13 protein-coding genes are annotated in these 13,850 nt (G+C 47.4%); 2 read left to right on the plus strand and 11 right to left on the minus strand.

Annotated elements, in window-relative coordinates; genetic code table 11:
• Nucleotides 1-46 precede the first annotated feature (46 nt).
• Nucleotides 47-1,240 (plus strand): hypothetical protein, encoded by a 1,194-nt coding sequence (locus HMPREF9193_RS08835; protein ID WP_156882490.1) that lies wholly within the window; start codon nucleotides 47-49, stop codon nucleotides 1,238-1,240.
• A complete protein-coding gene (locus HMPREF9193_RS08840; RefSeq protein ID WP_021687776.1) occupies nucleotides 1,237-2,142 on the plus strand; it encodes a hypothetical protein in 906 nt (301 codons plus the stop codon). Before HMPREF9193_RS08835 ends, HMPREF9193_RS08840 begins: the two co-directional genes overlap by 4 nt.
• Nucleotides 2,143-2,162: 20 nt before the next feature.
• Here the strand turns inward: HMPREF9193_RS08840 and HMPREF9193_RS08845 are convergent, their stop codons facing one another.
• From HMPREF9193_RS08845 to HMPREF9193_RS11425, 11 genes are all read right to left on the minus strand, one after another.
• Entirely contained in the window at nucleotides 2,163-3,065 is a 903-nt protein-coding gene (locus tag HMPREF9193_RS08845) for a hypothetical protein (RefSeq protein WP_021687777.1), read from the minus strand.
• A gap of 5 nt (nucleotides 3,066-3,070) precedes the next feature.
• On the minus strand, nucleotides 3,071-3,820 hold the full coding sequence (tpiA, locus tag HMPREF9193_RS08850) for a triose-phosphate isomerase (RefSeq protein WP_021687778.1): 750 nt from the start codon (nucleotides 3,818-3,820) through the stop codon (nucleotides 3,071-3,073).
• Nucleotides 3,821-4,002: 182 nt separating this feature from the next.
• Entirely contained in the window at nucleotides 4,003-5,346 is a 1,344-nt protein-coding gene (locus tag HMPREF9193_RS08855) for an MATE family efflux transporter (protein WP_021687780.1), read from the minus strand.
• Between the two features lie 23 nt (nucleotides 5,347-5,369).
• The gene (locus HMPREF9193_RS08860) at nucleotides 5,370-7,388 is read right to left on the minus strand and encodes a serine hydrolase domain-containing protein (RefSeq protein ID WP_021687781.1); all 2,019 of its coding nucleotides are present in this window, start codon (nucleotides 7,386-7,388) and stop codon (nucleotides 5,370-5,372) included.
• A complete protein-coding gene (locus HMPREF9193_RS08865; protein ID WP_021687782.1) occupies nucleotides 7,381-8,061 on the minus strand; it encodes an L-2-amino-thiazoline-4-carboxylic acid hydrolase in 681 nt (226 codons plus the stop codon). The genes HMPREF9193_RS08860 and HMPREF9193_RS08865 overlap by 8 nt, the downstream gene beginning before the upstream one ends.
• A gap of 185 nt (nucleotides 8,062-8,246) precedes the next feature.
• Entirely contained in the window at nucleotides 8,247-9,683 is a 1,437-nt protein-coding gene (locus HMPREF9193_RS08870) for an ABC transporter ATP-binding protein (protein ID WP_021687783.1), read from the minus strand.
• Nucleotides 9,680-10,378 (minus strand): energy-coupling factor transporter transmembrane component T, encoded by a 699-nt coding sequence (locus HMPREF9193_RS08875; RefSeq protein ID WP_021687784.1) that lies wholly within the window; start codon nucleotides 10,376-10,378, stop codon nucleotides 9,680-9,682. The genes HMPREF9193_RS08870 and HMPREF9193_RS08875 overlap by 4 nt, the downstream gene beginning before the upstream one ends.
• Nucleotides 10,379-10,382: 4 nt before the next feature.
• Nucleotides 10,383-10,976 carry an MptD family putative ECF transporter S component gene (locus HMPREF9193_RS08880; protein WP_021687785.1) on the minus strand — a complete coding sequence of 198 codons (594 nt, stop codon included), beginning with the start codon at nucleotides 10,974-10,976 and terminating at the stop codon, nucleotides 10,383-10,385.
• Nucleotides 10,977-11,189: 213 nt separating this feature from the next.
• Entirely contained in the window at nucleotides 11,190-11,273 is an 84-nt protein-coding gene (locus HMPREF9193_RS11525) for a type II toxin-antitoxin system YoeB family toxin (protein ID WP_084604396.1), read from the minus strand.
• A 35-nt stretch (nucleotides 11,274-11,308) separates the two neighbouring features.
• Nucleotides 11,309-11,569: a type II toxin-antitoxin system RelB/DinJ family antitoxin gene (locus HMPREF9193_RS08885; protein WP_021687786.1), complete on the minus strand. Its 261-nt coding sequence runs from the start codon at nucleotides 11,567-11,569 to the stop codon at nucleotides 11,309-11,311.
• Between the two features lie 369 nt (nucleotides 11,570-11,938).
• Entirely contained in the window at nucleotides 11,939-13,837 is a 1,899-nt protein-coding gene (locus HMPREF9193_RS11425; RefSeq protein WP_245565507.1) for a leucine-rich repeat domain-containing protein, read from the minus strand.
• Between the last annotated feature and the right edge of the window lie 13 nt (nucleotides 13,838-13,850).

Here is a 13,850-nt window from a genome sequence, read left to right on the forward strand (position 1 = left end):
TATGCCGATAATGGAAAAGAACGACTATATACGCGGGAGCGTTTTGATGAAAATATTTAATACTTTAAAAAAATACGGCTTTATTTCCTTTATATTTTGTGTTTGTTTGTATCACCTTGAAGCTGAAGTTTTTTTTAGCGGGACTGCCGGCACAGCTTTAGATATACTGCCTGCCGCACATATTGAAAATGCCGAAGTCCGTTTTAAAGGATTTTATCGTGCGCAAATGCAAATCGGTCAGCGCTTTTTTTCAAACGGCGCCATTTCGCTTAGAAGCGGCAATATTTTCCAAAGCCCGCAATTGCGCGACATTCCTTCTCTGTTTAACATAGACGAACTGTCACTGATGTACCGCTTTAAAATAGAAAAATCGACCGCACAGCTTTCGCTTTTTTTTAGCGAATACGAACCGCTTGGAGCCGACACTTTTGCAGGGCGCTATGTAGGAGCAAAAAAAATTAGCTCTTATTTATTAAAAAAACAAATCGGTATTCCCGCTCCTTCAATTATTCCGGTAAGCGGCATAGGCGGAGCGTTTACGGTAACATATAACGCTCCGGTTGCACAAGCGCTCTATTTTTATTACGATAAAAAATACGGCAGCGAACAATTGAACACGGATATGCGTGTTGCAGGAGTTTCAAACGCTTTTGTCGGAGATTTTTTATTCGGAGCAAGCTTTCCGCTGGAAAGCACCGATGCGGACGGTAATGCGGTTGTACTGATAATCCGCAGAGCCGAATTTCATTTGGGCTTTACCGCCCTTATCGGAGACAATCCCTATGCTAATTTATATGTACAAGCAGGTCTCGCACGTATACAGGCAAAGCCTGATTCGGGAAACAGCGTGCTTTCGCTTGCCGACCTATATGCATTTATAGAACCGCGCTTTGCGCTGTACAAAACGGTATTCTCGCTTTCGATGTTTACCTTGCCCGAACAAACCTATAAAAAAACTGCACATATAGATGAAGCAACCGGAGCGGCTTTTATGATTCGCTCAACTGCGTGCAATTTAGGCTCGACGCAGGGAATTTTCGGCGGCATAGCATGCGCTTGTGTACCCAATCCTGCCGTTACCGATTTTAATCCGGACAATATAGTATTTAAACTGGTACCCTTTGCCGAATTTACCGTAAAAACCGGAGCACTTTCTTTGTGCATTCCCGTGCGTCCGCTTGAATACAACAATGTGTCGCGCTTTATTTCTCTTTCAGCATCGTATACGGTTCAGTTATGACAAGTTTTTGCAAGCGCCGTGCCCTCACCCTCGGCACAAAAGCATACCGTACGGCGCGGTGTATATGTGCAAGCGCGCTTTTTTTACTCATAGTGCCGGTATGTGCTACCGAATTAACGTTTTCCGGTGTGTATGAGCTCGCGCAAAACAAGCATGGCGGCGGCAATCAAAACAGCGGGCAAAACAAATATGGCGGCGGGCAAAGCCGTACGCCCACAGAACACACAGGCGGCGTAAACATAGAAGCCCAAGGTAAAATTCTAAACAACGTGCTGCTTACCTCAAAATTGACGTATAAAGGGGACAATACCTACGACACTTTGTGTTCCGCCGTGTATTCGGGTAAATGGTATTCGGCAGGCGGCGGCTGTGCTTTTGTTTTAAGCAAAGACAATTTGCTTCCGGGTGTATATTTTATTGCAGGAGTGCACGGAAAAGCAAAAACGGGCAACGAATACAAAAAAAACGAAACGGTATACCTCTTTGCCGCCGACGCCGAGTTAAAGCTGTCTTTACAAGCGGCAAACTTGAGCCGTCCGGTACATTATGACGTTTGTTTAAACCTGCACGCCGCGCCTGAAAACGCGCGGGTATTGTTTTGTGCAGGTTATACCACAAAACCGAATTTGAACGCAAAAAACATACCGATAGTATACACCCGTTTTAACGTACTTGCGTTTACCCCGCGTTTTCCCGTACAAATCGGCTTGGAAAACGAAACAGATTTTATTATCGGAGAACCTCAATACGACGGAGCGCACTCGCGCACAGGCGGCACGCTGTACGTTAACACCGGCAAAGGCGGAACTTATTTTGCAGGCTCGGATGTCGATTTGTATTCGTTATTCTTTTTTGATTATACCGCAGTGCGCGTAAAAGCGGGTGTGCGCTTTATTTTATAATTTATACTCTGCGCACAAACTTAATCCACATCGCGGACGACTTGCTCCGGCGGAACATCGAGTAAATCCGGATTTTTTAAATATTTACGCAGCTCGTGAAATGCGGACGCATAATAAAAACCGTCGCAAATACGCTCGTCGGTTGTAACGGAAAAATCCAAACGGCGCACGCGGTGCACTGTGCCGTCCGCAGCGTTTTCGTATGATTTACGCATTGCGCTGAACGTAATAAACACGGGTGCATTACCGAAATCGTACAAATGATGAAAAATCGGCTGAATACCTAACGATCCCATAGAAGAAAATACTGCGGAGCAATGAAAAGGACTTAAGCGGCGCAAGCGTTCCGGCAAAAAATTGTGAAAATCAAGCCACGTTAAAAACGAAATAGCAGCTTTTAATTGAAAGCGCGGCATATAACCGAGAAGACGTGCAAGGCGGTCGAACGCGTTTTCTTTTTCCGTTTTATTTTGATACTCTTCGATTTTTTGCGTCATCAAACGGTACACATCGGTTACGGTAGCACGGTGATCGAAAAAAAACTTCATCATCGTTTCTTCGGCTTCAATCGAAAGCGATTTTTTTACCGCCATTACCACTTCAATATTGTGCCGCGCATACAAACGCAAACCGCTTATAAAACGGTTGATTGCAGGACGCTGAGACACCGTCCGCACGTATGCGGCTATGAGTACGTGCATAATACCGAAACCACTCAACCCCTCTTCCCTTTTTTTGTGCACAAAGCGTTCCAAAGGAGAAGCGATTACACTGTCTTGAAATAAATTTTGCGAACCGATACGGGATGGCATAATAAACGGAGCAACGACTGTCATCGGTTCAAGCGAGCGTATCCGCCTTCCTTCGCTTCTGTCGCCGAAACGACGGCGCGGCAAAGGATTAGCGGTTTCGGTTATATCCATAAAACCTAGTATGTTTTGCAGATAGGTTCGAACGTTTCAACTTTTAACGCAGCACCGCCGATAAGACCGCCGTCGACATCCGGCTTTGCCAAAAGCCCCGCAGCGTTTTCGGCTTTCATTGAACCGCCGTATTGAATGATGATTTCATCGGCAGCAGCTTTGCCGTACATATCGGCAATAATGTTGCGCACATACAAGTGAATGGCTTGGGCATCGTCGGCTGTAGCCGTTTGCCCCGTACCGATAGCCCATACGGGTTCATACGCAATGGTAACTTTTTTAAGCTCATCCGCACTCACACCTGCAAGACCTTTGCGCGTTTGTTCTTCGCATACCTTTTCGGCTTTACCTGCCTGACGTTCTTCCAACAGTTCGCCGATGCATAAAACCACTTCCAAACCATGCTTTAAAGCGAGTTTGACTTTTTTATTGATCATTGTGTCGTCTTCTTTATAGATATGACGGCGTTCGGAGTGACCTAAAATAACCGTTTGTACACCCAAGTCTTTAAGCATTAATACCGAAACTTCTCCGGTATGAGCCCCCGATTCTTCGGTAGACATGTTTTGCGCGCCGAGTAAAATATTCGAACCTTTTATTATTTGACCGACGGCATCGAGATTGGTAAACGACGGGGCTATCATATATTTGTTTTTTCCGTCTTTTAAAGCTTGCACCAATGCTTTTGCAAGTTCTACGGCTTCCGGTTTTGTTTTGTTCATTTTCCAGTTACCGGCAATATAATATTTTCTCATAAGGGTTCTCCTCAGCCGCTGGTCGTTTAGGCGCACACGGCAAAATTAAAGCGCCGCTTTGCACGAACGCCGGTACAAAGTATAGCAGGTTTTACCGCAAAAACGCAAGCACTCTGTGCAGAGCGCAGCGCGGCAGAGCACAACAACGCACCGCACGGCGCTGTCACTTCACCCTGCAATTTTCAAAGCCTTTCCAGCGCTTTGTATTCCTTTATAAGCAAAACGAGCGAAAATGCCAAAATGACGATGTCGTTTAAGGGGAGTGCCGCCCATACACCGGCGACGTTTCCGCCCAGCAATACGGGAACTAAAAGTACCAAGGGAACGATAAGTGCAAGCTGTCTGAACACGACAAGTAAGCCCGCCTGCTTTGCTTTCCCTAACGATTGCAAATACGTGAGTGTCATAATAAGAAGACCGTAAGTGGGAAAAACGGCGAACATAAGGCGGAAGTTCGTTATTCCTTTTGCGACGATATCGGCTTGCGTAATAAATGCCGATAAAATTCCGCGCGCAAAGCATTCTATAACAAGCCAAAATACAAGCGATAAACACGTAGAGCCTGCAATAAAAACGTTTGTCAGTTTTTTTACGCGCGCATACTTTTTTGCGCCGTAATTTGTTCCGACGGCGGGCTGTAAACCTTGGCTCATGCCCCACACGGGCACAAAGGCAAGCTGCATAACGCGTAAAGCGGCTCCCATTAAAGCGATTTGATCGGCGCCGCCGTATTTAACCGCCGTGTTGTACACGACAGTCATTTGAATGAGCATCATCACTTGCATGAGCATGGCGCTTACACCGACGGCAAAAGTTTCTCCGGTGAGCTTTTTTTCAAGGCGGAGGGCGTGAAATTTAACGACCGGACTTTTGCGCAAAAAGTACCACAGGGTAACGGCGGCTTGCAGCAGCTGCGACACAACCGTAGCGACGGCAACCGCTTGCGGTCCGAAACCGGGCAGCAAAAGGATAAAAAACGGATCGAGTATGATGTTCAAGACGGCGCCGCCTGCCATAATGCCCATGGCAATTCCCATACGTCCTTCCGCGCGCAGCACCATATTGGCGCCCTGCATAAAATTAACGAACACGGAACCGATATACACCGTGCGTAAATACGAAACACCCATGTCGAGGACGGCACCTTGCGCTCCCGATAAACGCAAAAATACGGGGGCAAGCGGAATACCGACTGCCATAACGCAGGCGGACATTAAAAGTACCAAAACGCTTAAGTTACCCATAATTTTATCAACCGTTTGCCAATCCTTTGCACCGATTGCGCGCGAGAGAATCGAACCCGATCCGATGCCGAGCAACACCGCGATGCCGTTGTTAATCAGCACAAAGGGAGACGCTGCAGAAACTGCGCTCATCGCATCCGTTCCCACCATTTGTCCGACGTAAATCGAATCGACAAAGGCATATAAGCCGACTACAAATTGTCCCAAAATTGCCGGAAGACTTAACTTAATCATTAAACTCCACGGATTTTTGTTTAATAATTCTTCCCTTACCTCACTCATACATACCCCTTTGTAGATAAAAATTACACAATATGAAAAAAACCCAAACAAACCGACGCGTAAAGCTGCACGGCACAGGCGGCGGAAAACATAACTGCCGGGCCGAAACGCTTTTTATAAAACAAGTACACGCAGCTGCATACTGTGCACAGTGCGCATGCGGCATTTATCGCAACTATGAGATTCATTTGAACCGAATCTATCGTATAGATTGCAAACCAATTGCGCATTCCCGCAATTATGCTCACATCCGCAATCAAGCCGCATGCGGCGCATAGAACTTTTGGCAGCCTGTCTGCCGGCGCACGCATAACCGGTGCACGGGTATCTGCCGCGTGTGCAGCCCGAATACCCGATACTGCAAGGGCTATACCGGATCCAAGCCAAAATACAAAGGCTAGTACAAAGGCTGCCGTACACGACAGCAAAAAGCCGGTGCTATATCTTCCTTTTGCCGGAACATAATCGTGCGCAAGAAAAAAAGTCATGGAAAGGACATCTCCGTTTTTGGTTTTAAAAGCGACGTATTGTTCTTCCGGCAGCGCTTCTTTGCAATAAAAGCGGTTGTTTCCGATTGACCGATACGTGAGGCTTTTACCGTCGCTTCTTTTTTTCAACACAATACCGGTACCGTCCGTATTTTGTTGTATGGAAATCATTTGCATATAACCGTTCAGTTTTCCCGCGTGAGTCCATACGGAACGCGCCGGAAAATATTCGCCCGAAAACCGTGCAAAGTCCGCCGTATCGGTACCGGCAGCGGCATTTGTACCGGCACTTCCGTTTGTATTTGCGCTCACCCTCTCGCCCTCATTTCCGTTGCCGCTCGCACTCAGACTTTCACCCTCACTTCCGTTGCCGGCTTGCGCCCGATCGCTTTGAACAAGCTCATTCATAAGACTGCGGCAAAAATCGGATTCCATAACGTTCGTTGCAATGAGGATTGCGCGCTCCCGCTCCGGCTGCACCCACAACTGGGTTTTAAAACCGTAGGTTCCGCCCTCGTGTCCGAATATGCCGTTGTTTTTCGTATACTCCCAAAAGCCGTGCGCAAGCCCCGAAGCGGCTCCGAAAGAACGGTAGGTTTCGCCGAACAGTTTGTCCTTCGTCGCGGGATCCGAAAACAAAAGCGAATGTTCGCCGCTTTTTTTTGCCAATTCGGCTGCGTATTTTATGAGCGCGTTCGGCGTTCCGTTTAATGAACCTGCGGGATACAGCCGCAAGCGCATAAAATCTTCTTTGCGGAATCCTTTTTTCGAATACGAGTACCCGTTTATCTTTTTTTTGAGCGTTTCGGCTGTCCACTGCGGTTTCAGCTCCGCGTCTTGTATGCCGAGCGGCGTAAAAATGTGTTCGGTAACATACTCGTCAAAACTTTGCCCGCTTATTCGCTCTACGATAAAACCCGCAAGCGCCGCGCCCCAGTTTGAGTACGCCGATACGCTTCCCGGTTCAAACACTTGCGCTGGCTGATGTGCGGACAATACATCGACAAGCGGTTTTACCGGCTGTTCGTTCAAATAACGAAAATCAATTAAATATTCTTCAAAACCTGCCGTATGGTTCATCAGGTCGAGCATGGTAATGGGCGCATCGTATCGCAAATTGCGCAAAAAGTTGTCGGGAAGATAGCGCCGTATGTCCGCGTTAAGGTCAAGCAAGCCTTTTTCTTCAAGTTGGAGCGCGCTTACCCATACGAGCGTTTTGGTAATGGAACCCCATTCAAAAAAATCGGTATCGGGCCGTATGCGCTGTTGTGTGTCGAGGTTTGTATACCCGTAACATTTAGAAAAAACGACGGTGCCGTGTTCGGCGATGATAACGCATGCTCCCGGAACGCTCTTCCCGACATAGGAAGCAGCTACGCCGTCGACGATGTTTTCGTATCCGTTTTGCAGCGGTTGTACGTCTTGCGCGTTTTGTGCTGCGGCGGCGTACAATGACGCTGCAGTACAAAAACCGGCACAGAGGCAAAGAAAAAATACTGCTGCACGGCATAAGCGGCGGAAAGTATCGCTGAGCGACCGTAAGGTTTTATACATATTTTTCCGCCTTTTTGCCCTTGTCTTTGCCGCGTTTGTTTTCGCCGGACACATTTTCGGCGCGCTCGTTGTAAAAAGTAAAATCGCAAACATCGTCACCGTTGCCGATAGTGCGTGTGCGCGCCCAGCGTATTGTCGGAATACTTCCGTATACGACGTCGTCGCTTTCGCAAAAAATCGATGTCAATTCGCTTACTTTGTGCTGCGTAAAAATATCGGCATAAAAACAGCGGCTGCAATCCCATTTGAGAGCACGGCGGTCGTTTTGTTTCCATGTAAAATCCCAGCCGCTCGGACCGAAAGTCGTTTTTAACGATAGGGGCGTCATAAGGCGCATGAGGAAAAAACCGAACGGCAGTGTACCGATTTTTTGAAACGCAATTTTTTGTTTTTCCGAGTCGGCCAGCACGGAAGCGCGCACGGCTTCAAACGCTTGATTTTTTGTTTTTCCGTCCGCAATGAGCGTTTTGTATGCGGCGACGGCAGGCAGTATTGATTTTTTTAAATGGCGCGCCAACATTGCGTCTGCAAAAGTTTGTTCGCTTAAAAGGCGTTTGTATTCGCTTTCCATACGCAGTACAAGCGCTGCGTTTTTCTCCGCCGATTTGTCCGACAGCGTATCGAGCAGGGCTTTCATTTGAGTACCGTACAGCAATAATTTTTGTTTTTGCATTCTTGTGTTTTTCTTCCGCTCCTTATTTTATCTTTCAAGAATATATCAGCGATATATATCATTGATATATAAAACCGAAATAAATCTTTTGTCAAGAGGAGGAAAAAAGATAAAGGTACTAAAGACGCGCTTGTAATGCTTCTTGTAATACTTGAGAGTAGTTTACATGCTGCTTATCTGCAAGTTCAGATAACCAAACCGGAAGTGATACATTCTTTTTTAATGTTTATTATGCGCGTGCAGGCTGCTTCTATGAGTTCATAATCGTGGGTAATAACGATTACTAATTTATTTTGCCGCGCAAGTTCTTTAAGCAAACGGGCAACTTGGTGCATGCTGTGTAAATCCAAACCGCTGGTAGGCTCGTCAAAGATAAGTATTTGTTTGCCGCAAATCATACTGACCGCCACCGCAAGCCGTTGGCGCTGTCCGCCTGATAAAGCAAGCGGGTGTCTGTCTTTGTATTCATTTAACCCCATAGCGCGCAGTGCATGTTCTATTTGTGCTGCATTAGCTTCTTTGATTCCGAGCGTGCATTCGGCTTGTACGCTGTCGGTAAAAAGTTGATGTCCGACATCCTGCATAACCATATACGAAATATTCTTTCGCTCCCGGTTGTTCAAACGGCGAGCGTTTAACCTTACCGTACCGCAAGATTTTTGAAGTCCGCACAGCACTCGTGCCAGCGTCGTTTTTCCCGACCCGTTTTTACCGGTAATTGCAAGGATTTCTCCTGCACGAACTTCAAACGAAACGCCGTTAAGGATTGTGTGTTTTCCGATTTGTACCGACAGGTTTTCCGCTGTTAAAACGGTTGAGCCGTCCGTTCCGCCAGCCATTTCGCAACGCATATTACACTCTTGGCTGGATTCCGGCACAATGCATGTGCGCGCCCGCAAACCGAGTTCGCTGTACGGCTTTTTTGCAAGACCGTTAAATTCGCGTGCGCTCAAATCTTTTTCAATTCTGCCGTTTTTCATAAAAAGCACCCTGTCGATAATATCCGTTACATACCACAGCCGGTGCTCGGATACGATAATCGTCAATCCCAATTTTTTTGCTTTTTTTAAAAGACGCGCCAACTCCAATATGGAATCGTAATCCAAATTGGATGACGGCTCGTCCAACACTAGTACTTTCGGAAAAGCGGCATACGCAGATGCAAAAGCGATTTTTTGTTTTTCGCCGCCGGACAGTTCAAAAATGTTTTTACTGCGCAATCGCTGCAAATTTAACTCGGCGGTTACGGCTTCCAAGCGTTCCAAAATGTCGTTTACGGGCATTCCTCGATTTTCCATGCCGAATACGATTTCGCTGTCGGTGTCCGCATTAAAAAACTGCGTGCGCGGATTTTGAAACACCGAGCCGACCGTATCCGATATATCCGCTATGGGTGTGGCGGATGTTTCTCTGCCGGCAACGCGGACGCTTCCCGAAAGATTGCCTGAAAAAAAATGCGGTATAAGACCGTTAATCAGCCTTGTTATTGTCGTTTTGCCGCACCCGCTTGCACCGCACACAAGGATGAATTGTCCTTCCGGTACTGAAAACAAAATATCGTGTACGGCGCCCGTTCCGTTTTCGGTATATGAAAATGAAACCGAATTGAATTCCACCATCATACCGGCAGTACCCCGTTTGAGCGTAAAAACAACAGCACAATACCGGCGTAAACCGCCAGCACAAACACATCGAAAACGGAAAACCGCACGGTTTCGATACACGTTCTGCGCTGCACGTGATCGATGCCCCTCGTGACAGCAGCTTGTGTAATTTCATCGGAAATTTTTGAAGCGGAAACCAACATCGGTACGTAAATGTACTCCATCGTCTTTATCGGTCGACGCAGTACAGCCGGAAAAGACGCAGACAATCCGCGAAGCGCCATCGCTTCTTTTATAAACGTCCACTCTTCCTTCATCGTCGGAAAGTATCTGAGCGTAATGCTCAAGGCAACGGCAAAACCTTTGGGAATATGCATTTTATACAGAGATGCCATAAAGCGGCTTACCTGCGTTGTTGCAATCAAAAAATTCCCAAGCATAAGGCAGGGAATGAGTTTTCTGATGTATACCGAAAACACATAGACGATACTTCCCGCCGCCGCCGGCATAAGCGGCACAACCGTGTACTGCAGCGCAACAAGAGCACTGAACAAAAGTCCGTAGGAAAATGCGGTTTTCAGCCGTTTTGCCGTACACAGCAAAACAAACGGGAAAAGCGCAAACAAACATTCAATGAACAGATTGCCGTTCAAAAATACCGTTATGCCGGTAATCGCCAAAATAAACAATTTTGTTCTCGGATCGAGTTTCATACCGCTACACAATACCCGCTTTTTCAAAATGCTTGCGCAAAATGCGTTTGCCGATTAAACCGCCGAGGATGGCGCACAGCAGTGTAATTGCAGTCATTGCCGGAAGCACCCATACGCTCGTACCGATTGTGTGAATGATTTGCTCAAAGGCGGCAGTGTTCCCCTTTTTTTTCATAAAAGCGTCAAATTGTGCGGGAAGCAGCGCCATGGGAAGGTATGCGCCGAAGGGAGCAAGTGCCATTATGCAATATGCGCTAAGATTTTTTTTAAACGAGCGGAAATGCCCGGACGCGCAAATACAGTCTGCCGCAATACCGAACAGCACAAAAAAAAGACTCATCATCCAAAACATGCCGGTAATAAACAGCAAAATGCCGCCGATAACACCGAGGCAGCTTAATGCGCCGCGCTTCGGAATTTTTGCAACATAGAGCATAAAGACGGTACCCGTAAACAGCGCAATACATGCAGGCATTAAAGGAAAGGTGAGCGGCGTCATCTGCGCTATGCCGCCGACAACAAAAGCGACAACCGAATAAATAAGCGAAAAAATTCCTATCGAAATAAAGTCTTTTGTTTGTAATTTTTCTTGTTCCATTGCAGCCCCCTTTTTCTGGTTTGCAGTATTTTATATCAGTGATATATATATCAGTGGTATATATTAAACCGGAATGTTTGTCAAGGACGAACGTTTGGAACGAAGGTTCAGAACACTTAGCTGCACTCATAAACCTTTGGGCGACTTCTTTTTCAATCGTTTTGATTAAATTATCGGTCGAATAATCTTCGTGTAGGCTGAACGGAGCTACAATTAATTCTCGTAATGCCCGCGGCAGGAAATCAGTATAATAACCTTTTCCTCTACGACATACACAAGTCGATTTTCTTCATCAATCCATGTCCCACTGTATTATCTTGTCCGGCATACAGTTAATCCTCTATCAATTCATGCTCTGCCAGCTGAAGTTTGCCTGCCTTATAATCTGCCATTTTCTTTTCAAGGTAAGCAATATTACTTGCAGAATAAAACGGGTCTACTGATATTTCAAACGGTATTTTTTGTTTCCTGACCGCGGCTTTTGCAAATACGCAAAATGCTGTTGTCATAGTCATTCCAATATTGGAACAAAAAGCTTCGAACTGCTTTTTTAAGTCCTCGTCTATACGGATATTTATGTTCGTCTGTGCCATAATAGCAACTCCTTAATTCTCTTACAAACTCGTCCAAGTGTGCTACTTGACCATAGTTCCCTTTCCTTTATTTTTCGATTTTTTAGCTCTGCACTTTTATGATAACGCTTCACCGAGTTTGCGGAGAAAACTCGAGTTGAGGATTGCGCACGGATGTGCAATCCTCATACAATTGCGAACTTAAAGCCGGTACGCGACGCCGAAAACGCTGTTCCGCCATAGTTGGCGGGGGAAACGCTGTAAGTCCGGCGATGTTTTGGTAGGCGTAAGCCTGCCGAAACTCGTGTTAAAAATCGTACACGGATGTACGATTTTCAAACCCTCGCCGTAGCAGCGGGCATCGCCGTATGCCGTTCCTCCCCTAATTCATCAAAACTCCACAATCGTGCCGAAGTCTTTCCAGCCTTCTGCGGCTTGGTAGAGTGCTTTGGAGCCGGCGGGGATGCGGAGCGTTGCGGATGCGATGGGCGTGTTTTTAAACGCGTTGCCGTTAATGACCGGCGGATTTAACGCTTTGCACTTTACCGTCTTCAGTTTAGGATCGTCTGCAAGGACATCCCCCCTCATTTCGGTAAGCGTTGAGGGGAGCTCGACCGACGTCAGTTCAGGGCATCTGGAAAGAAATAAATCCCAAAGCTGCGTTATGTTTTCCGGCACAACTATCGAGCTCACCTTTATACTCCACAGCGAACGCCAGCCGATAGATTCCAGCGAAGACGGCAGGTTAAGCGCAACAAGGTTTTCGCAGTCCATAAGCACCTTATCTTCAATAGCCTTTAAGCCGTTTGGCAGTGTAAGGGATGTCAGTGCGGGAACGTTTGAAAAAGAGCCCTCTCCCAATCTTATTACGCTTGCAGGAACGGTGTAAAAAACATCCGGTTTACCCGGCAGATAGCCTAACAGTACGGTTTTATCCTTGTTAAAGATAACGCCGTTTTCGGCCAAAAGGTAGGCGTTATCGGACGCAACCGTTACGCTTTGCAGCGTAGTTCCCCACCCATCGACTCTCTCTACGCTCGTTACCGTGTAGGTTATGCCGCCGTGGGTAACTTCTTTGGGTATGGTAAGCGATGGTACCGTATACGGCGCGTAGATATAGTGAGCTGTCTCTGCAGTTACGCTCACCTTTTCCGCTCCGGCGGTTTTGTCCGTTATGCGGTAGCGCATGCCGCCTTCTTCAAAGTAGTCTTCGTCCGGTTTTACGGTAATGAGGCCTGAAAAAGCGGTTTGCCCGCTTACTTTGTCGGTTATCTTTATGCGCGTTGAACCGACTTGTTCGCACCGCATCCCGATTTCACCCTGACTGTTCAGGTCGTCTGTGAAAAGTGTGAGGATGTCCGGTGTTTCAGCTTCCGCCGTGTAGCTGCCGGAGCCTCCCGTTACGAACCGGTGTGCAAAGGTACGTCCTAGCGTTCCGGTAAGTTCTGTTGTATCTACCATGAGCGCGGCTCCGGTATATTTAAACTTTACTTTGATGTTTGCCGCTGCCGTTACCGTGTGGTTGTAGGTTGTATTTGCTCCTCCCGAGATGACCGTTCCGTTGTTCGTCCATTGTTCGACCGCATAACTCGAATATGCCGGCGTTGCCGTAAAGACGACGGTTTTGCCGTGTTCCACTTTATCGCCCGAATGGATTTCCGTGCCGTCAACTTCGGCTTTGAGTGTGCCGTGTCCGCCATCCACACCGAAATCGATTTTGAACTGTACCTGCTTAAAGGTTACGGTTACGGTAACGGCTTCGGTGATTTTGAGCGTTGCGCTCACGCTTCCGTCGGTGCCGCCTGCTAAAAACGAGCCCGACGAAACCGTCCACTTATCTACCGCATAGCCTGCATCCGGTTCTGCCCTAAAGATAAGTTCGGTGCCTTCGGGCACTTTGTGATGGCCGGGCGGGATTACCGGCACAGTATCTACACTGCCGTGCTCCGGCTCGGTAAGCGTTACCGTGTGCATGGCAGGAGGCGTTCCGCCGTTCCGTTTAAAGAATACAAAAACCTTTGCGTTTGCCGTAACTTTGAGCGTGTAGGTAAGCGCTGTGCCGTTTACCGCCGTGCCGTCAAGCTCCCACTTTTCAAGATCATAGCCTTGAAGCGGTTCTGCCGTAAAGGTAAGCACGGTGTTTTCGGCTACCATGCCGTCATCGGGCAATGCGGGTGTTACTTTTACATTGCCGCCAATATTGCGGTCAAGCTCTACCTTGTACTTCGGTACCGGCGGCGGTGTGGGCTCCGGCTTGCTCCCGCCCGCATTGTTCGGGCAGGCGGTCATTCCAAATAGCGCA

Origin of the sequence: Treponema lecithinolyticum ATCC 700332, assembly GCA_000468055.1 — a bacterium.
Taxonomy (GTDB): domain Bacteria; phylum Spirochaetota; class Spirochaetia; order Treponematales; family Treponemataceae; genus Treponema_C; species Treponema_C lecithinolyticum.